Here is a 19,163-nt window from a genome sequence, read left to right as displayed (position 1 = left end):
GACCCCACTTCCATTGTCAAGCCACCCCACACACCAAAAGAAGACCACACCCACGGCTGTGGAAAACCCACGACCCGACCACTTCGAGACAGGTCCTAAAACCGGCCGCTGTCCGGAGTGGGGCGGATACCTCCGTCCGGATGTCGCGTAGACGCGGGCCGGGGTCAGCCGACGAGCCGGTACGCGGCGGGCTGGGCGCTCGCGCCGGAGTCGTCGTCTTCGGGGATGTCGCCCTCGCACTCCACCACGCCGCCCGCCTTGGGGCGTTCCCCGGCGATCGGGACGTTGTCGACCAGGATGAGGCAGCCCACCTTGGTCTTCTTCGAGGCCGTCTCGACGTGCACCATCGCCTGGTCCGGCGTGATTCCGGCGGCCGTCGCCACCGACACGGTCCGGATCCACGGGATGCGGGTGTTCTTCACCGAGGCGTTGTCGCCGTCGACGCCGGTGAAGTCCTCCCACCAGATCGACGTCGCCCGGCCCAGGCCGATCACCTCGTACTGGACCTTGTGGTTCGTGCCCGTGTCCTTCGTGCCGGCGTGGGGGAGACGGCGCAGGACCAGGTCGGCCAGCGCGGCGAGGACGTTGCGCGGGTCGCCCTCCTTCTTGCCCCGCACCCCGTTGAGGACGATGGTCAGCACCAGCGCGCCACGGCGTACGCGGATCTCGTGGGCGACCGCGCCCTGGTCCTCGGTGCCCGCCGTCCAGTAGTCGAACCAGCTCTCGTCCGCCAGCGCCACGACGTCCTGCGCGAGCACCGAGGAGCGGTGGTCGGAGGCCAGCTGCTGCTTGTGGTCCGCCAGGTCGGCGGCGAAGTACGCCCGGGCCGCCTCGGCGGTCGGCTTCAGGGTGAGCGACATCGCGTCGACCGACTGGTACGAGCAGTCGAGCGTGTTGGTGCGGTCGTTCACCGTGCTCGACATGCTCGGCCGCCGGACGTGGCCGAGCTTGGCGTAGTCCGCCTTGGTCAGCAGCCCGCACATCTTCGTGTTGACCAGGTTGCCGGCCGGCTGCGGCCATCCGCCCGCCGGCGGCCCGGCCTGGTCGGCGCCGCCCGTCAGACGGCATCCGGCCAGGGCGAAAACCATGGCGAACACCAGCGCGAACGCCAGTGGAAGACCACGCCTCATCAACAAGTTCCCCCCTTGTTTCGGCAAACGCCTACAAAGGACGCGAGAGGCCGTCAAACGGTGCACATCAGCGGCGAATTATTTTAGGGCTCACTTGGGCGGGGTGAACGGCTGCGAGCAGTTGGCGAAGCCGCCGATCTTCGGCTGTTCCTGGACCACGGTGTGGCCGTCGACCGAGATGTTGCAGCCGATCGCGGCCATCGGCGTGCCGCTCACCGCGTTCAGGTTGAGCATGATCTGGGCCTGACCGGTGTTGATCAGGGGTTTCTCGACGTGCCACGGCAGCTTGACGTTCTTGAGCGTCGTCACCTTGCCGGACGTGGGGTCGTTGAAGACGATCTGCCGGGCCCGGCCCGCACCGGCCACCGCGAACTCGGCCTTGTGCGTCTTGCCCGTGTCGGCCCGGCCGACGTTCGGGATGCGCTGGAGCACCAGCCCGGCGAGGCCGGTCAGCACCGTACGCGGGTCCTTCTCGTGCTCGCCCTTGATCCCGCTGAGGACGATGCCGACGACCAGAGAGCCCCGGCGCACGCTGATCTCGTACTCCTTGAACTTCGCGTCGGCCGTGCCGAGCGTCCAGTAGTCGAACCAGCTCTCGTCGGCGCCCTGCACGACGTTCGTGGCCAGGATCGAGGGGCGGTTGTTCTCGCTGAGCCGCTCCTTGTGGTCCTTCAGGCTCGCGGCGTACTGCACCTTGGCGGCCTCCGCGGTCGGCTGGAGGCTGAGGTCCAGCTCGTCGGAGGTAATGTAGAGGCAGTCGACGGCGTTGGGCGCGTTGTCGACGCGCTTCTGCGAGATGACCGGCAGCCGTTCGTGGCCGTACCTCGCGTAGTCGTCATTGGTGAGAAGGCCGCACATCTGCGGGGTGAGCAGGCCGTTCACCGGCTGAGGCCAGCCGCCCTTGGGCGGTCCGCCGTTACCGCCTGCGCTTTTGCCGCCGCCGCCCGCCGCACCCGAACCCGAACCCGATCCGCAGGCGGCCAGTACGGCCGTCAGCACGAGCGGCACCAAAATCACTCCGCGTTTCACCCGAAGCTCCCCGTGTGATATTAGGCATTTTCGCGGACATCCAACCAGGAGATGCGCGAGAGCGGACGTAATCCACCCGAAGACGTGCGTTCTGCATTAAGGGTGGCCGTCGGCCGTGATTCCGAGGCCGGTCAGGCTCGCATGGAGGGCATTGACCTGCCGGGGGTCGTCGACCGCTTTCCGTACGGCGCCGGAAAGATCGACTTCGTTCCCATTCGGGTCGCGGAGCTTCGCCAGATCAGACCAGGAGAAGACATAGTGGGCACGGCCCGCCTGGATCAACAGGCCCTCGAACGCACGGGCCACCACGCGCGACACCAGCTCGGGCGTGTCGTCGCCCCGCCAGCCCGCCCTCCGCAGGCGCGCGCCCAGGTCACCCGCGCCGCCGCCCGCCAGCACCCGCAGGACCGTGTCCACGGTCGGCCGTGGGGTGTTCGCCATCGCGCCGACCGCCTCGAACACGTCCTTCAGCGACTCGGCGTTGGAGGCGTTCCACAGCCCCCGCTCCACGATCTGCGGCCATTCGAGGACCGGTAGCCGCAGCGCCTCCGGGGTCAGCATCGACGCCTGCGTGGCCATCGCGGCGCGTTGCGGGTCGGCGAGCAGCGCCAGCGCCGGCCGCGGGTCGGGCCGTACGGACGGCTCGGGCAGCCGGCCGATCGCGGCCAGACGCTCGGCCAGGCTCGGATGCGAGTCGTACGGCGAGCGCTCCTCCGGGGCGTTCATCACCTTGGCCAGCTCACCGCCCATGCTCGGTTCGTGGAAGAGCGAGTAGAAGCCGGCGAACAGGTCGGCCGGGCGCGCCTGCGCGGCACCGATCAACCGCAGGTGGTTGCCGGCGTAGAACTCCCAGGTGGCCGCCGCGGCGCGGACCTTCCGCAGTGCGTCGCCCATCGCCCGGCGGCCCGCGACCGTGACGGCCGCGGCGTCCGCCTCCAGCTCCTGGCGGCGGGAGACCGCCTGGGAGACCCGCAGGTAGACCGTCGCGTACGCCGCGAAGAACGTCCGGATGATCGCGTGCCCCTCCAGCCGCTGGATCGTGCGGATCAGCGCCGTACGGCCCCGGTAGGTGATGCCGCCGAGGCGCGTGTGCGAGCCGCTGTAGTGGCCGAGCTCGTGACAGAGGACCGCGCGCAGCTCGTCGGCGCCGAGCGTCAGCACCAGCGGGACGCCGACGTACATGTGCCGCCGCCCGCGGATCAGCCCGAGCAGGCGGGCGTCCTCGCTGACGGCGGCGTTGACCTCCGGGACGAGTCGGATCTCGTCCGGTACCCGCGTGTGGACCCGCCCGGCGAGCTCGGTGACCGTACGCCACAGCTCGGGCTCGTCCTGCGGGCTCACCGCGACGCCGGGCTGGTCGGCGTCCTGCCGCCGGCCGACGACGAAGACGCCGCGCAGCATCGCCAGGCCGCCGAGCGTGGCGAAGGCCGCGACCTTGAAGCCGCCCGCGTGGCCGTACCGGATCGCGTAATAGTCGAGGACCACGATGCCGGCCGTGATCGCGGTGACGAGGACGTAGAACCCCGCGAGGAGGACGACGGCCACCGCCGCGCGGAAAGTCGTGATCATCTGCTCGCCTCGGTGGATCGCCAACGGGAATAGCAGGACTTTAGAGGATCTGCAGGGGCGACACGGTTCCCTTTTCCCGGGTTGGCTTCGCAGTCATCACCAGCACGTACGCTCGGGACTCCATGGCCGCGTGCAGTGAGGGGAGTCGGCAGACCCGCATGACCGTCTACACCGAACGCGACCGGGAGCGCTGGGTGGATGAGCCGCCGAAGCGGCGTGAGCGCACTCCGTTCGAACGCGACCGCGCCCGCGTGCTGCACAGCGCCGCGCTGCGCCGGCTCGCGGCCAAGACGCAGGTGGTCGAGCTCGCCGCGAGCGACCGCTCCGACCACTACAGCCCGCGCACCCGCCTCACCCATTCGCTCGAATGCGCGCAGATCGGGCGCGAGCTGGGCAAGGCGTTCGGCTGCGACCCGGACCTGACCGAGGTCGCCTGCCTGTCGCACGACCTGGGGCACCCGCCGTTCGGGCACAACGGCGAGACGGTGCTGGACCAGGTCGCGGCGGCGTGCGGCGGGTTCGAGGGCAACGCACAGAGCCTGCGGCTGCTCACCCGCCTGGAGGCCAAGTCGTTCGCCGCCGACGGCAGCAGCGCCGGCCTCAACCTGACCCGTGCCGCCCTCGACGCCGCGATGAAGTACCCGTGGCCACGGCGGGAGGGTGACCGCAAGTACGGCGTGTACGAGGACGACCGGCCGGTCTTCGCCTGGGTGCGCGCGTGCGCGCCGGGGGAGCGGCTCTGCTTCGAGGCCCAGGTCATGGACTGGTCCGACGACGTCGCCTACTCCGTGCACGACCTGGAGGACGGCCTGCACGCGGGCCACATCCGCCTCGACACGCTGGCCGACCCGGCCGAACGCCGCGCGGTGTGCGCGCTGACCGCCTCGCTGTACTGCGACGCGTCACCGGACGAGCTGGAGGAGCGCTTCACCGCACTGCTGACCGAGCCGTACTGGCCGTCCCGCTTCGACGGCACGCTGCGCACGCTGGCCGCGCTGAAGAACCTCACGAGCGAACTGATCGGCCGCTTCTGCCGCGCGGCGGAACAGGCCACCCACGGCGCGTACGGGGAGGGGCCGCTGAGCCGGTACGCGGCCGACCTGATCGTGCCGCGCGAGCAACGCCTGGAGTGCGCGCTGCTGAAGGGCGTCGCGGCGCACTACGTGATGCGCCGCGAGAGCCACGCGAAGACCCAGGAGCGCCAGCGCGAGGTGATCGCCGAACTGGTCGAGGCGCTGTCGGTGGACGCGCCGCGCCGGCTGACCCCGGTGTTCCGCGACTTCCACGAGGCCGCCACGGACGACGCCGGCCGGCTCCGCGCCATCGTCGACCAGGTCGCCTCTCTCACCGACACCGCCGCGTCGGCCTGGCACCGGGAGCTCCTCGGCCGAACCTCCTGATCCGGCGATCTGCCACGGTGGATACTGGGAGCCGCCATGACCTGACGTGGAGGTGCCCATGCCCGAGGAGACCTTTGTCATCGCCGGAGCGAGTCTGGCCGGGGCGAAGGCGGCGGAGAAGCTGCGCGAGGAGGGATTCGCCGGACGGCTCGTGCTGATCGGCGACGAACGGCGCCGGCCGTACGAACGGCCTCCGCTCACCAAGGGCTTCCTCACCGGCAAGGACCCGCTCGACCAGGCGTACGTGCACGAGGAGTCCTGGTACGGCGACAACCGCGTCGAGCTGCGCCTCGGCGCGGCGGTGACGGCGATCGACCGCGCGAGCCACGAGGTGCGGCTCGCCGACGGCGAGCGGATCGGCTACACCCGCCTGCTGCTCACCACGGGCGCCTCACCGCGCCGGCTCGACGTGCCCGGTGCGCGGCAGGACCACGTGCACCACATCCGCTCCGCCGACGACTCCGAGCGGCTGCGGTCCATGCTGATCTCCGGAGACCGGCGGGTCGTCGTGGTCGGCGCGGGCTGGATCGGCCTGGAGGCGGCGGCCGCCGCGCGCGGGTACGGCAACGACGTCCACGTGGTCGAGCCGGAGGCCACGCCGCTGCACCGCGTGCTCGGCCCCGAGCTCGGCGAGGTGTTCGCCGCCGTGCACCGGCGGCAGGGGGTGGAGTTCACCCTCGGCGACGGCGTCGCGGAGATCACCGAGACCTCGGTCGTGACGAGCACCGGGGTCGAACTGCCCGCAGACCTCGTGATCGTCGGCATCGGCGCGGTGCCGAACACCGCGCTCGCCGAGGAGGCGGGGCTCGAGGTGGACAACGGCGTGCTGGTCGACGCGGCGCTGCGGACGTCCGACCCGGACATCTTCGCCGCCGGCGACGTCGCGAACGCCCACCACCCGCTGCTCGGCCGCCGCATCCGCGTCGAGCACTGGGCGAACGCCCTGAACGGCGGCGCCGCGGCGGCCCGCTCCATGCTCGGCCAGGACGTCGTCTTCGACCAGGTGCCCTACTTCTACACCGACCAGTTCGAACTCGGCATGGAGGCCTCGGGCGACTGGGCCGGCGACTACGACGAGGTGGTGTACCGCGGGGAGGACCCGTCCGCGTACGTCTCGGGCGACTCCGACGACCTGGAGTTCATCGCCTTCTGGCTGTCCGGCGGGCGCGTCGTCGGCGGGATGAACGTCAACGTCTGGGACGTCACCGACGACATCCAGGCGCTCATCCGCTCCGGCGAGCCGGTGGACCGGGCCCGCCTCGCCGACGTCGGCGTACCCCTGTCGGACCTGGCGACCTGACCTCGGCACCGCATTCCCGGCGAACCGGCTCAACGAGGGGCCTCTGACGTCCCGGCCACTTTATAGACGAAATCGTTCTTTTGACGTCGATCGGTCAGTACGATCCCCCCATGCGCACCGACCCTGACGAGATCCTGGCGGGGCGGTACCGGCTGCTCGACGTCATCGGCCGCGGCGGGATGGGCATCGTGTGGCGGGCCTGGGACACCGACCTCGACCGCACCGTCGCGATCAAGGAGCTGCGGCTCCCCGACGGCGTCGACGAGAGCGAACGGGGCACGTTCTACGCGCGCCTGGAACGCGAGGCCAGGGCCGCCGCGCGGCTGAAACATCCCTGGATCGTCACCGTCCACGACCGGCTCACCGTCGGCGACCGGCCGTGGATCGTCATGGAGTACGTCGAGGGCGGATCCCTCCAGGACCTCCTCCGCGAACACGGGCGGCTCGAAGTCGACGCCGTCGCCGCTCTCGGGACCAAGATGCTGACGGCACTGCGAGCCGCGCACGCCGCCGGTGTGGTCCACCGGGACGTCAAACCCGCCAACGTCCTGCTGGAGGGCGAGCGGGTCGTCCTCACCGACTTCGGCATCGCCGCCCTCGAAGGCGACAGCACCCTCACCCGGTCCGGAGCGATCCTCGGGACGCCGGCGTTCATGGCCCCCGAACAGGTCCGGGGGCAGGACGCCACGCCCGAGACCGACCTGTGGTCGCTCGGCGCCACCCTGTACGCGGCCGTGGAGGGGCGGGCGCCGTTCGGCGGGGCCAACACCGGCGGGATCTTCGTCGCCATCGCCACCGAGGACCCGCACCCGTTCGTCCACGCCGGACCGCTCACGCCCGTGCTCACGGGGCTCCTCGACAAGGACCCGGCGCGGCGGCTGACCGCCGACGACGCCCACCGGCTTCTCGCCGACCTCGGCCGCGACGCCGAACCGCTGCCGACCCGGGTGGCCCCACCGCTGCCGCCGCCGGGCCCACCCGCGGCGCCATCGCCGCCGCCGACACTGCGGGCGACCGCGTCGCCGACGGGACCCTCCCTGTACGTCGGGGCGGTCGTGGCGGTCATCGCGGTCGTCGTCGCCCTCGGGGCCGTGCTGTTGCTGTGGCCGGACTCCAGGTCCGGCACGACGGCGGCGAACACCGGCCCCAGCACCGCGACCACACCGGCCCCGTCGGTCCCCCAGTACACCCCGTCGGCGCCCGCCACCACCTACCCGGCCGCTCCGGCGCACACGTCGATGAGCGCGGACGCCATCAACCGGGTGTTCAAGAACTACATGGACGGCCTCGCCGACCACAACATGACGCAGCTGCGAGCGGCGACCTGTCCACGGCTGCGCTCCGGCCTGCTCGGGTTCGCCCTCAACGGCTACTACGTCGCCCGATGGAAGATGAAGCCGTACACCATCCCCGAGGACGTCGACCAGCTCAGTGTCGAGGCCACCCTCACCCAGGAGGACCCCTCCACCGGGAGGACCGCCGGGCACGTCGACAACCAGTGGATCGTCGAACGGGACTCCGACCACCGGTACTGGGTGTGCGGGTGGCTCAATGACAAGGGCGAGTGACCCCGGGGCTACTCCCGGAGGAACTGCGCCAGCGCCGCCCGGGTCTCCGGCTGGTGGCCGCCGGCGTCCAGCTCAAGGATGGCGGCCTCCACGACGGCGCTGTTCCACAGGGCCGCGCTCGGCCCCGGGTGCGCCCAGTCCATGGCGGCGAAGTCGGGGCTGCTCAGCTGGATGACCAGCTTGTTCCGGGAGGCGATCGCCTCGATGATCGCGGGGTCGACACGGGCCTCCAGCAGCAGCGCCCGGACGCCGCGATGGCTCAGGCATTCGTCCAGGTAGGCGTTTGCGGCCGCGAGCAGCCTGCCGCGGCCCGGCGCCATCCCCGCGATCGTCTTCTCGATCTCGGCGAACGTGCGGTCGTGGAACTCGGTGTGCAGTGCCAGCAGGAACTCCGACCGGTCGCGGAAGTGGTGGAAGAAGGTGCCCTTGGCCACGCCCGCCTCGGTGACGATGAGGTTGACGCTCATGCCGGCCAGGCCCGTCCGCTCCGCCAGGGACAGGCCCGCGGCGACGAGTTGCCTGCGGGTGGCCGCCGCGCGCTGCTGCCGGACGCCGGTGCTCACTGCGCGCTCCCGGCGGTCGCCACCGATTCGAGGAAGGGCAGCGCCAGGCCCAGGAACCCATCCGGATCGGAGGCGAAGACCACGTGCCCGGTCTGCAGTGCGCGCAGGTCCGCGCCGGGTATCGCCGCCTGCGTCCGGCGTCCGGCGGACAGGGGCAGGAAGATGTCCCGCGCCCCCCACGCCAGCAGCACGGGCACGCCGAGCCGGTGCCCGTCGGCCCGCAGGTCATAGGCCGGATCGGCGAAGCTTCGCCACAGCGCTGCGGAGACGGCGGCGCCCGTCCTGTCGCGCGCCCGTTCCTGGACCTGGCGGGTGATGGCGCGGGGCAGGTCGCCGTCCGCCTTCATGTACCGGGGAACGAGCCGGGGGAAGACCACCCGGTTGACGGCCGGGATGCCCAGGAGGCGGACCCCGAGGCGGGGGACCTTAACGAACCCGCCGGTATTGACCAGGATGAGCCCGGTGACCCGGTCCGGGTGGTCGAGCGCGATCCTGGCCGCGGCGTACCCGCCGACGGAGTTGCCGATGAACACGGCCGGCGCGAGATCGAGTTCGGCGATGAGATCGGCGAGCGTGTCGGCCAGCAGCGGCGCGGTCACCGGCCGCGACCCGGCCGGCGTCTCGGACTGGCCGTGGCCCGGCCAGTCCACGGCCAGCACGCGATGGCCGGCGTCCGCCAGGGGTCCGGCCACGGCGTCGAAGTCGGTGTGGTCGTGCAGGGTGGCGTGCAGCAGCACGACCGGCGGGCCGCTTCCCTGCTCGGTGTAGAACACCCGCCCCGCTCTGGTCTGGACGAAAGGCATCATGTACCCCCTCAGTAGCCGACCGACCGGTCGGTCAATCTGAGGCACAGGCTAACTCGCTGCCCGAGGTGACGGCAACTCCTCCACGGTCGGCGACGCGGGGCTGCCGCGCCGCCCGGGGCTCGGCGCAGCCGACGCGTTCGATGACGCGACGGATGGTCAGTGAGCCGTTTTCGCGACGATCTCGCCTATTTCCGGGGGAGTACGGGCGGTGGCCAGGCCGCGTCGCGCCGCCACGATGCCCCGTCGTCGGCGAACGGGCCCTGGCGGGACTCGATCAGGGAGACGACCTACTGCCGGGCACCCTCGACGCGCCGGTGAAGGGTGTCGTCGATCAGGCCGGGGCGGCGGTCCTGGAGGTATTCGTCCTCGTCCTTCCACCGGTAGGCCGACAGGTCTGCGGTCACGACCAGGTCCACCAGCAGGTCGAAGGTGTCGATGCCGATGGCGGTCCGCCGGCAGGGGCGGACAAAGTCGACATACCAGCCGCCGCAGCGGCCCTCGGCGTCGAAGAACCGGCTGACGCTGAAGTGCCGGTCGGTGTCGAATCGCGTCAGCTGCGTCGTGTCCCGCCACACCCACCGGTCCAGTTCCCAGCGGCCGGTGGCCAGATCGGGGATGGCCTGTTCGCGGACGGCGTCATCGCCGGTGCGCAACCACCGGATCCAGGTGGTCGGTGCGAGCATCTCGACGCCAGGCCGGCACGCGGGTATCGGTTCGGCGCCGGTGTCGCGGATCACCCGGTCGGGGGCGGCCTTCCACTCTGCCCCGCACCACCGCGGACCCCTCGGGGAACGCCGGGTCCATCGGCCGCCACGCTCCCGAATCATGCCAGGGCTCGACGGCGTGGGGGCGGAGACCGGGCGGTAGCGTCGAGGGCGTGATGGAGGAGGTCTGGGCCGAGCATCGGCCGGCGGTGTTCGGGGTGGCCTACCGGCTCCTCGGCACGGTCGGCGACGCCGAGGACGTCGAGCAGGACGTGTGGCTGCGCGCCGCCTCCGCCGACCTGTCCGGCGTGCGCGACCTGCGGGCGTGGCTCGTCACGGTGGCCGCGCGCCGGGCGTACGACATCCTCAGGTCGGCGCGGGTGCGGCGGGAGACCTACGTCGGGCCGTGGCTGCCCGAGCCGCTTCTGACCGGCCCGGACGCGTCGGAGCCGGTGATCGTCGATGACTCGGTGAGCACGGCGATGCTGCTGGTGATGGACCACCTGAGCCCGGCCGAGCGGGTCGCGTTCGTGCTGCACGACGTGTTCGAGGTGTCCTATGACCGGATCGCCGAGGTCCTCGGCACGACCGCCGCGGCCGGGCGGCAGCTCGCCTCGCGCGCCCGGCGGCGGATCACGGCGGCGAAGGAGCAGCCGCGCGCCGACAGTGCCGAGCGGGCGCGGGTGCTGGCGGCGTTCCGCGCGGCGTACGAGGCCGGTGACCTGGAGGGACTGGTCGCCCTGCTGCATCCGGAGGCGGTGTACGTGACCGACGGCGGCGGCCGGGTGCGGGCGGCGCGCCGCCTGATCACCGGTGGGGAGCGGATCGCGATGGTCCTGCTGCGCGTGGCGCGGTGGCAGGAGCCGGCGACAGCCGTGCCGCTGGAGGTCGGGGGCGAGCCGGCGCTGGGCCTGTACCGGTCGGGCGCGCTCACCTGCGTCGACACGTACGACATCGCGGCGGACGGCCGGATCCTGGCGATCCACCGGCAGCTCAACCCGGACAAACTCGCTCGCGTGAGAATCTCCGCGTCGTAGGCCGTCACACCGGGGGCGGCTGCCTCGTCTCCCTGACGAACCATCGAGAAGGGAAGACGAACCTCATGTCACGCATCAGCCTCCCCGAGGTCGCGCCGGAGCTCTACCGGGCGTTCATCCACACTGAGACGACCATCCGCAAGGGGCCGCTGGACCCGAAGGTGCGCGAGCTCGTCAAGATCCGCGCCTCGCAGATGAACGGGTGCCTGTTCTGCATCGACATGCACACCCACGAGGCGCTGGAGATCGGCGAGACCCAGGACCGGGTGTTCCAGCTGCCCGCGTGGCGGGAGTCGAAGCTGTACTCCGAGGCCGAGCGCGCGGCCCTGGCGTACGCGGAGGCGGCGACCGAATCGCCCGGCGGCGTGCCGGACGAGACCTGGAACGCGATCGCGACGGCCTTCAAACCGGAGGAGGTCGCGTATCTGGTGGGCCAGGTAGCGATGATCAACACCTGGAACCGCATCGCCGCCCCGACGCACACGGCACCCCCGGACCGCGGCTGACGCCACCCGGCACGGGACGCCGTCCGGCCCGAGCCGGGCGGCGTCCGCGCCGCGTCCACGGCGGCGCTGTCGGGCCCGGTTCCGCGCTCGGGCTCGTACGGCGATGGCTGCCGGGCACCCGAGGGCGCCCTTGCCCGGCTCCGGTGCGGCCGGTTCCTATACTCCGGGTACACCGCACGACCGGACGAGGCGGGGTGACCGAATGACCGGCGAAGGCACACCGGGACACGCCCGCTCGGCCGTGAGGACGTGGCGAGGGCGGGCCGACTACCTCGCGGCGTACGACGCCGTCCTGGCCCAGTGGCCGGTCACCTTCGAGTCCGTCGACGTGCCGGCGCCCTCCGGCACGACCCACGTCCGCGTCTGCGGGCCGCGCGACGGCAGGCCCCTGGTCCTGCTCCACGGCGGCGGCGCCACGTCGGCCGTGTGGTTCGCCAACGTGGGCGAGCTGAGCCGCACCCATCGCGTGTACGCGGTCGACACCATCGGCGACGCCGGCCGTAGCGTGGCCGAACGCCCGATCGACGGCCTTCCCGGGTTCATGGGCTGGCTCGACGGGCTGTTCGACGCGCTGGGCCTCGGCGGCGCCTCCCTCTGCGGCCACTCGTACGGCGGCTGGCTCGCGCTCAACTACGCTCTTCACGCGCCGCGGCGGGTGCGCAGGCTCGCGCTGCTCGAACCGACCGACTGCTTCGCCGGCCTGAGGACGGGCTACCGCCTGCGCGCCGTGCCGACGCTCGTCCGGCCGAACCCCGAACGGATACGCGCCCTCATCACGTGGGAGACCGGCGGCATCGGGGTCGATCCGGCCTGGTTGAACCTGATGTCCCTGGGCGGTGGGTTCCCCACCGCGAAGACCGTCATGCCGCGTCGGCCGGCCCCTGACCGGCTGCGCGCCTCGACCGTCCCGACGCTGCTGCTCCTGGCCGAGCGGAGCCGGGCGCACGACATCCACCGGGTGTCGGCGAACGCCCGCGAGCTCATGCCCCACGCCGTCCGCACGATCCTGCCCGGCGTGTCCCACCACGCCGTACCGACCGAGCGGCCCGGGCAACTGGACCGCGCGCTCGGGGCGTTCCTCGTCGAAACAGGCGGGTCCGCCGAGGCATAGCCGGCGGGCCGTGCTCGTCCTGCGGTTCTTCGAGGACCTCCCCGAGAAGGAGGTCCCGCGCCTGCTCGGCCGCAGCGTCGGCACGGTGCGCAGCACCACCCACCGCTCGCTCGCCCGGCTGCGCGAGCTCGCCCCCGAACTCAACGTTCCCGCGCCGCCTCGTCGCGGCCGGGCACACCGCCGTCGCGGCGTACCACACGGCGCACCAGGCCGCCGGCGGCGTCCGGCGCACGTGGTACCTGGACGACCCGAGCGGGCTACCGCCGGTCCGACCGGCTCGGGTCGTGAGTGCCGGTGTTCACCCACCGCTGAGATCCGCGGCTGCCGTGCCTCAGGGGTGCGGCAGCCGCAGGTCGAGTCGTTCCCGGAGCCGCCGGTCCAGGTGCAGGTCGACGGCCGCCAGGCACTCTTGGAGCTGCCCGACCGAGCTGACCCCGATCACCGGCATGACCGGTGGTTCACCGTGCAGCAGCCAGGACAGCACGACCTGGTTCGGCGTCGCCCCGATCTCGGCGGCGACCTCGCGGAGGACCGTGAGCCGCTGGGCGGTGCCGGGCCGATCGTACTGTTCGGGGAGGGCGCGGTCCGGTCTGGTGTAGGCGCCGCTCAGCAGGACGGAGTACGCGAGCAGGCTCAGGTCGGGCCGGTCGGCGACGTAGTCGAGCAGATCGTCGGTGACGTACTCCTGCACGCCGAATTCGGCGCCGGGACGGGGCCGCAGATAGGTGTGCCGCTGCTGGATGACCCGGTACGGGGTCAGGCCCCGATCGGCCGCGAGGCTCCGCGCCCGCCGGAGAAGGCCGACCGGGTGGTTGCTACAGCCCACCATCCTGGCCCGTCCCTCGGTGACCAGGGCGGAGAAGGCCGTGACGGTCTCCTCCAGCGGTGTGCCGTCGTCGGCGATGTGGGCGTAGTAGAGATCGACGTGGTCGGTGCCGAGCCGGCGCAGGCTCCCCTCGATCCCCGCCCGTACGGTGCGGGCGGCCAGGCCTTCACTGTTGCGCGGCCACGCGGCGCCTCGTTCCGGCGACGGCCGCGCGCCGACCTTGGTGGCCAGCACGACCTGGTCACGGATCTTCCGGGTGGCCAGCCAGCGTCCCAGCACGAGCTCGCTCTCGTCTCCGGTGGCCCCCTCCACCCAGCAGGCGTAGTTGTTGGACGTGTCGATGAACGTGCCGCCGGCCTCGACGAAACGGTCCAGGATCTCGTACGCCGTCGTCTCGTCCACGGTCGTGCCGAAGGGCAGGGCACCCAGGCAGAGAGCGCTCACCGGCAGCCCTCCGGCACCGCCGAGCTCGGTCCGCCTCACTTGCCGGCCTCCTTGCCCGCCGCGAGCGTCTCCCGGTAGGCCGCGAGCTTCTTCCGCAGGTGCTCCTGCTGTACGCGCAGCGTCCTGATCTGCTCTTCCACCTGTGCGTCGTGTTCGGCGAGCAGGGCCACCCGCTCGGCGATCGTGTCTCCACCGCCTCGCACCAGCTCCGCGTAGCGGCGCATCCGCGCGATCGGCATGCCGGTCTCCCGCAGGCACACCAGCACGCCCAGCCAGGTCAGATCGTCATCGTCGAACCGGCGCCGCCCGCTGCGGTCACGCGCGACCCGGTCGAGCAACCCGATGCGCTCGTAGTACCGCAGGGTGTCCAGGCTGAGGCCCGAGCGCCGCACCGCCTCGCCGGGTGAGTAGAAAGCGACCATGCGCCGAGTCTCACACCTGGAGCGCGCTCCAGGTCAAAGACGCCGCGCTGAGACGGCGGTCCACGGATGCCGCGCCCCGAGGCGCGCGGCATCCGGCCGGGCCGGTCAGTCCTGTGCGGCGGGTTCGTAGAGGCTGAACGGGGTGCCCTGGTCGTCGTGGCAGTGCGCGATCCGGCCGACGCCGGGGATGGTCTGGACGTCCTCGCTGTGCCCGCCGAGCTCGCGGACCTGCTTGGCCGAGGCGTCGATGTCGCCGGTGCCGAAATAGACGCGCGGGTGGGTGAAGCCGTCCCCGCGCGGTGCGATCGCGCCCGCCGGGCCGCCCCCGATGACGTGGTAGTCGGGGCCGAACTCGCTGGTGCCCCAGCCGAACAGGCCGCAGTAGAAGGCGCGTGCCCTGGCGGTGTCGGCGGCGGGCAACTCGACCCAGCTGATCTGTCCGGACATGTTCGGATCCCTTCGGTCGTTCGTCGGTTGACACACCGGAGGACGAACGGCCAGCGCCGTTCTCGACCTGCCGCGCCGGGTCAGGTCGTGGTCGTGTGCCCGAGCGCACGCCGGCCCGCCTCGAAACCGTGCAGGGCCGCGCCGGTCGCCGCCGCGACGGTGACCTCGAAGATCTGGTCCTCGGTGTGCCCGGCGGCGGTGAGCCGGTCGACGTCGGCGCCGGTGATCTCGTACGAGGCGTCGCGGACGGCCGTGGCGTAGGACCGCCATGGTTCGGGCAGCGGGCCGCCGTTCGCGGCCGCCGTGCGCAGCGCCGGGTCGGTGGTGCCGGGCGCGTCCAGCACCGCATGGCGGAGGTTCTCCACGGCGTCGCCGTGGTCGGCGGTCGCGCCGTCGGCGAGCAGGAAGCGCGGGAAGCGGTACCCGAACCGGTGCAGCGCGCGGGTGCCGCTGTGCAACTGGCCCTCGCGGAGGGTGAAGCCGAACGCGTTGGCGAGCCGGCTGATGATGTCGAAGACCAGCCTGACGCGCAGCGCATCCAGAACCGCCTGCTCGGGCAGGCCGGGGACCCCGATGGCGGTGGGGGCGGCCAGGAAGTCGCGGACGGCGCGCAGCCCGGGCCGGGCCGAGGCGGGATCGTCCGGGTCGGGGTCGCCGTTGCCGGCGATGCGGGTGAGCTCGGCATGCGTGTCGACGCAGAAGGGACATCGGTGCAGCCGGGCGGTGCACATCGCCAGGTATTCGCGTTCCCCGGCCGTCCAGTACGAGGGCCCGCGCATCGCGTCGGCGGTCAGTTCCAGCAGCGGGCGGGCGAGGAACCCCGGCCGGTAGAGCAGCATCTTGGTGATGTCCGGGCTGTCCACCCGCGACAGGGCCGAGGTGAGCAGGAGGAACGACTTGACGCGGCGGCGGTGACCGTGATCGAGAACGGACAGTCTCATCGGGTCTCCGGGAGGTCGAGGTCCCGTAGGCGGCGGGCGAGGAAGCGTCGATCCGCAGGACGGGTCGCGAGTTCGAGCGCCCGCCGGTACGCCGTGGCGGCCGACGCGGCGCGGCCGAGCCGGCGCAGCAGGTCCGCGCGGGCGGCGTGCAGCAGGTGATAGTGGTCGAGGCCGTCGATCCGGTCGATCAGCGCCAGGCCCGCTTCCGGGCCGTTGGCCGCGGCCACGGCGACGGCGTGGTTCAGCGCCACCACCGGCGACGGGGCCATCGCGAGCAGTTCGGTGTAAAGGGCCGCGATGCGCGGCCAGTCCGTCCGGTCGGCCGCCGGGGCCTGGGCGTGCAGCGCGGCGATCGCGGCCTGAATCTGGTAGGGCCCCGGTGCGCCCAGGCGCAGTGCCCGGCCGAGGAGCCCGATGGCTTCGGCCATCTCGGCGCGGTCCCAGCGGGAACGGTCCTGGTCCGCCAGCAGGATCACGTCGCCGTCCGGGCCGTACCGGGCCGCGGCGCGCGAGTCGTGCAGGAGCAGCAACGCGACCAGGCCGAGCGCCTCGGGCTCGTCGGGCATGAGGGTCGCGACGAGCTTGCCGAGCCGGATCGCCTCCTGGGTCGGCGCGTGGCGCCCGGCCCGGTCGGGGGCGGTGGTGTAGCCCTGGGTGAAGATCAGGTACACCACCGCGAGAACACCGGGAAGGCGCTGGGGCAGCAGATGGTCGGCCGGCAACTCGAGGCTGATGCCCGCGTCGCGGATCTTCCGTTTCGCGCGCACCAGCCGTTGCGCCAGGGCCGGCTCGGTGACCAGGAACATCCGGGCGATCTGCCCGGCGGTCAGCCCCGCCACGGCCTGGAGCGTCAGGGCGACCCGCGCGTCCTCGGCCAGGGCGGGATGGCAGCAGGCGAAGATCAGGCTGAGCCGCTCATCGCCCATGCGGAGCAGCCGGTCCGCGCCGATGTCCGTCGCCTCGGACACCGCTCCCGGCGGTCCGGCGAGCCGGGCGAACTTCTCCCGGCCGACCTGGGCCCGCCGCAGCCGGTCGATCGCACTGTTACGGGCCGCGGTCAGCAACCAGGCGACCGGATCGTCCGGCACCGTGTCACCCCACTTGCGCAACGCCAGGGCGCAGGCGTCCTGGAGGGCGTCCTCGGCGAGCTCGAAGTCGCCGAGGACACGGATCAGGGCGGCCAGCATCCGGGCCCGGTGCTCGCCGTAGACCTGCTGCAGGACCGGCGCCGGGCTCATTCGCCGCCGGCCGCCGCGTTCGCGGGCGTGTGGTCCAGGCCCGGCACGCCGGCGATCGGCCGTACCTCGATCGAGCCCTGTTCGGCGAGCGGGCACAGCGTGGCCAGTTCCAGCGCCTCGTCCAGGTCGCGGCAGTCGAGGATGTAGGCCCCGCCGAGGTGTTCGTGGGTCTCGAGGAACGGGCCGTCGGTGATCAGTGTCCTGCCGTCGCGCACGCTCACGGTCGTGGCGGTGTGCTCGGGCTGGAGCGGATGCCCGGCCACGAACGCGCCGCGGCGACGGCACTCGTCGGCGAACGCGTTCACTCTGGCCAGCGCGTCGGCGAAGGCCGGATCATCAGGTTCGGGCCGCTCGCAGTTGTAGACCAGCAGCATGTACCGCATATGTCGTCCTCCACCCCTGCCTTGCCGGTTGAAGAAGATGACGAACGGGCCGACCGTATCTCGACACCCGGCCGCGAACTTCCCGAGGTCACTCGGCCAGGCGGTCGGCGGTGGTGAGCATCTGACGGGCCAGGGGCTGGAGGCCGATCGCGGTGCCCAGCAGGCCCGTGGCAACGCGTTCGACGGCGCCCCACTCCCAGATGGCCTCCGCGTCGAGGCCGTGGCGGTGGGCCAGTCGCCGGGCGCGTTCGCGGGGGTCGCCGGTGAGGAGTTCGACCGGGTCCTCGCGCATCAGGATGCCCAGGTCGTACTCCGGCTCGGCCAGGAGGCCGTCCGGGTCGACCAGCCGGAAGCCGCCATCCGCCTCCAGGGCGTTCCACTGGTGCACGTCGCCGTGGACGAGCACGGCGCGTTCGTCGTCGTGGGCGTCGACGCGGCGGCGTACACAGGTCAGAGCGTGGGCCACGGTGCGTTCGGCGCAGGGGCGGCCGAGTGCCTCCCAGGTCCGCTCGACGTAGTCGGCCAGCCATCGGCCCTTGGCGGCGCCGGTGGGCAGGCCGCAGCCGGGCGCCGGGCGCCAGACCCGGGCGGCGGCCGCGGACAGGATCTCCTGCCGCCGGCGCAGGGGGAGTGAGAGCCGGACCAGGGGGCGGCCGAGACGTTCGAGCAGCAGCGCGCCCCGCTCGGGGTCCGCGCGCAGCAGCCGTACGCAGCCCTCTCCGCCGGTCAGGCGCAGCACGGTGATCTCATGCCGGGCCGCCTCGACGGCGCGTGACACGCACAGCTTGAGGACGGCGGGCGTACCGTCGTCGAGGGTGGCCTCGGCCACGAACGCCTCGGTCCCGTCCGGATAGGCCGCACCGACGCCGATGCCCCACTCCCGCGAGAGATCCGCGACCAACGACGGAAGGTCGTCAAGCCAGCGCGTGGCCCCGGCGGCCAGCGCCTTGTTCCGTACGACCTCCGGGACACGCTCACGCCAGGTGGCGCCGCTGGGCTCGCTCATGTGCCGGACCGTAAGGCCGGAGGCGTGCGCGCCGCACCCGAATTTCGTCCGTTCTCACGTGGTGCGGCTCGCCGGAGGGCGGAGGTGGTGAGGAACGCGGTCCGGTCGCCGGTGTGGGCGCTGATCAGGCCGGTGGCGGGTCCTGCCACGAGGATGCCGAGGTCCCAGAAGCCGGTCGTCAGCCCGACCGAGACGCAGGGGCGCAGGGGCCCGGTGCGGGCCAGGGTCATCGCGACGGTGGCGGGGGACATCAGGCTCAGGCCGACGCCGGTGAGGGCGGTTCCCGGCAGCGCGGTCACCGGATCCGGCGCGATCGCGACCAGGAGGAGGCCGGCGATCTCGATCGTCAGGACGACGAGTGCGACCCGGGCCCCGCCGTGGCGGCCCACCCGGGAGCTGCCGAGCCAGCAGGTGATCAGAAGCGCTCCCGCGAAGACCGCGAGTGCGGCGTTCTGCCCGCCGTGTCCGCCGGAGGTCAGGTACAGCACGAGCAGCGTGGTGACGGTGCCGTAGCCGTACGCGCTGAGGCCGAACCCGATGCCGGGCAGCACCGTTCCGGCGGGCACGATGTCGCGCACCCCACGGGGCCGGATCGCCGGTCGGCCGGCGTACGCGGGCTGGGGCCCGGTGGTGGCGATCAGCAGCGCGCAGGTCGGACCGAGGCCGAGTACGGCCCACCACACCGCACGCGGCCCGCGGTCTCGGCCACGACCGGCGGCCCGGCGGCGAGCCC

20 protein-coding genes and 1 pseudogene are annotated in these 19,163 nt (G+C 72.4%); 7 read left to right on the top strand and 14 right to left on the bottom strand.

The genetic code is table 11. The annotated features are described in order from the left end of the window. Positions 1-164: 164 nt before the first annotated feature. From ACFFNX_RS16765 to ACFFNX_RS16755, 3 genes are all read right to left on the bottom strand, one after another. Positions 165-1,130, bottom strand: coding sequence for a hypothetical protein (locus ACFFNX_RS16765; protein ID WP_378202270.1), 966 nt, complete (start codon positions 1,128-1,130; stop codon positions 165-167). Positions 1,131-1,220: 90 nt separating this feature from the next. Continuing rightward, positions 1,221-2,159: an MmpS family transport accessory protein gene (locus ACFFNX_RS16760; protein WP_378202267.1), complete on the bottom strand. Its 939-nt coding sequence runs from the start codon at positions 2,157-2,159 to the stop codon at positions 1,221-1,223. Between the two features lie 96 nt (positions 2,160-2,255). Next, a complete protein-coding gene (locus ACFFNX_RS16755; RefSeq protein WP_378202264.1) occupies positions 2,256-3,728 on the bottom strand; it encodes a M48 family metallopeptidase in 1,473 nt (490 codons plus the stop codon). Positions 3,729-3,886: 158 nt separating this feature from the next. Between ACFFNX_RS16755 and ACFFNX_RS16750 the strand changes: the two genes are divergently transcribed. From ACFFNX_RS16750 to ACFFNX_RS16740, 3 genes are all read left to right on the top strand, one after another. After that, complete coding sequence (locus ACFFNX_RS16750; RefSeq protein WP_378202261.1) at positions 3,887-5,128, top strand: deoxyguanosinetriphosphate triphosphohydrolase; 1,242 nt, start codon at positions 3,887-3,889, stop codon at positions 5,126-5,128. Positions 5,129-5,186: 58 nt separating this feature from the next. Beyond that, positions 5,187-6,428 (top strand): NAD(P)/FAD-dependent oxidoreductase, encoded by a 1,242-nt coding sequence (locus ACFFNX_RS16745; RefSeq protein WP_378202258.1) that lies wholly within the window; start codon positions 5,187-5,189, stop codon positions 6,426-6,428. Positions 6,429-6,538: 110 nt separating this feature from the next. Next, a complete protein-coding gene (locus ACFFNX_RS16740; RefSeq protein ID WP_378202256.1) occupies positions 6,539-7,996 on the top strand; it encodes a serine/threonine-protein kinase in 1,458 nt (485 codons plus the stop codon). Between the two features lie 8 nt (positions 7,997-8,004). Here ACFFNX_RS16740 and ACFFNX_RS16735 read toward each other — a convergent pair whose 3' ends face one another. The 3 genes from ACFFNX_RS16735 to ACFFNX_RS16725 all read right to left on the bottom strand — a co-directional run bounded on the left by ACFFNX_RS16735 (position 8,005) and on the right by ACFFNX_RS16725 (position 10,048). Then, complete coding sequence (locus ACFFNX_RS16735; protein WP_378202253.1) at positions 8,005-8,559, bottom strand: TetR/AcrR family transcriptional regulator; 555 nt, start codon at positions 8,557-8,559, stop codon at positions 8,005-8,007. Then, positions 8,556-9,365, bottom strand: coding sequence for an alpha/beta fold hydrolase (locus tag ACFFNX_RS16730; protein ID WP_378202249.1), 810 nt, complete (start codon positions 9,363-9,365; stop codon positions 8,556-8,558). The genes ACFFNX_RS16735 and ACFFNX_RS16730 overlap by 4 nt, the downstream gene beginning before the upstream one ends. Before the next feature lie 287 nt (positions 9,366-9,652). After that, entirely contained in the window at positions 9,653-10,048 is a 396-nt protein-coding gene (locus ACFFNX_RS16725; protein ID WP_378202246.1) for a ribonuclease FAU-1 family protein, read from the bottom strand. 197 nt (positions 10,049-10,245) lie between these two features. Here ACFFNX_RS16725 and sigJ point away from each other — a divergent pair, with 197 nt between their 5' ends. From sigJ to ACFFNX_RS16705, 4 genes and pseudogenes are all read left to right on the top strand, one after another. Further along, complete coding sequence (gene sigJ, locus ACFFNX_RS16720) at positions 10,246-11,106, top strand: RNA polymerase sigma factor SigJ (RefSeq protein WP_378202273.1); 861 nt, start codon at positions 10,246-10,248, stop codon at positions 11,104-11,106. Between the two features lie 65 nt (positions 11,107-11,171). Next, on the top strand, positions 11,172-11,612 hold the full coding sequence (locus tag ACFFNX_RS16715; RefSeq protein WP_378202243.1) for a carboxymuconolactone decarboxylase family protein: 441 nt from the start codon (positions 11,172-11,174) through the stop codon (positions 11,610-11,612). Positions 11,613-11,814: 202 nt separating this feature from the next. Beyond that, positions 11,815-12,723, top strand: a complete 909-nt coding sequence (locus ACFFNX_RS16710) for an alpha/beta fold hydrolase (RefSeq protein WP_378202239.1) — start codon at positions 11,815-11,817, stop codon at positions 12,721-12,723. 10 nt (positions 12,724-12,733) lie between these two features. Then, positions 12,734-12,838, top strand: a pseudogene (locus ACFFNX_RS16705) (sigma factor-like helix-turn-helix DNA-binding protein); the annotation flags it as partial. A 216-nt stretch (positions 12,839-13,054) separates the two neighbouring features. On the opposite strand, the gene ACFFNX_RS16700 reads toward ACFFNX_RS16705, so the two are convergent. From ACFFNX_RS16700 to ACFFNX_RS16665, 8 genes are all read right to left on the bottom strand, one after another. Beyond that, positions 13,055-14,032, bottom strand: coding sequence for an aldo/keto reductase (locus tag ACFFNX_RS16700; RefSeq protein ID WP_378202236.1), 978 nt, complete (start codon positions 14,030-14,032; stop codon positions 13,055-13,057). Beyond that, positions 14,029-14,415, bottom strand: a complete 387-nt coding sequence (locus ACFFNX_RS16695; protein ID WP_378202233.1) for a MerR family transcriptional regulator — start codon at positions 14,413-14,415, stop codon at positions 14,029-14,031. Before ACFFNX_RS16695 ends, ACFFNX_RS16700 begins: the two co-directional genes overlap by 4 nt. A 105-nt stretch (positions 14,416-14,520) precedes the next feature. Then, the gene (locus tag ACFFNX_RS16690; protein WP_378202230.1) at positions 14,521-14,862 is read right to left on the bottom strand and encodes a VOC family protein; all 342 of its coding nucleotides are present in this window, start codon (positions 14,860-14,862) and stop codon (positions 14,521-14,523) included. Between the two features lie 80 nt (positions 14,863-14,942). Then, the gene (locus tag ACFFNX_RS16685; protein WP_378202227.1) at positions 14,943-15,803 is read right to left on the bottom strand and encodes a carboxymuconolactone decarboxylase family protein; all 861 of its coding nucleotides are present in this window, start codon (positions 15,801-15,803) and stop codon (positions 14,943-14,945) included. Next, a complete protein-coding gene (locus tag ACFFNX_RS16680; protein ID WP_378202224.1) occupies positions 15,800-17,041 on the bottom strand; it encodes an RNA polymerase sigma factor in 1,242 nt (413 codons plus the stop codon). The genes ACFFNX_RS16685 and ACFFNX_RS16680 overlap by 4 nt, the downstream gene beginning before the upstream one ends. Beyond that, positions 17,038-17,424 carry a YciI family protein gene (locus tag ACFFNX_RS16675; protein ID WP_378202221.1) on the bottom strand — a complete coding sequence of 129 codons (387 nt, stop codon included), beginning with the start codon at positions 17,422-17,424 and terminating at the stop codon, positions 17,038-17,040. Before ACFFNX_RS16675 ends, ACFFNX_RS16680 begins: the two co-directional genes overlap by 4 nt. 88 nt (positions 17,425-17,512) lie before the next feature. Next, a complete protein-coding gene (locus ACFFNX_RS16670; RefSeq protein WP_378202218.1) occupies positions 17,513-18,430 on the bottom strand; it encodes an aminoglycoside phosphotransferase family protein in 918 nt (305 codons plus the stop codon). Beyond that, positions 18,427-19,163, bottom strand: a 737-nt coding sequence (locus tag ACFFNX_RS16665) for an MFS transporter (protein ID WP_378202215.1), incomplete at its 5' end; no start/stop codon positions are given. The genes ACFFNX_RS16665 and ACFFNX_RS16670, both read right to left, overlap by 4 nt.

This window comes from Actinoallomurus acaciae, from assembly GCF_042429965.1.
GTDB lineage: Bacteria > Actinomycetota > Actinomycetes > Streptosporangiales > Streptosporangiaceae > Actinoallomurus > Actinoallomurus acaciae.
The sequence above is the reverse complement of the archived record's forward strand: the minus strand, read 5'-3'. Positions and strand labels throughout refer to the sequence as shown.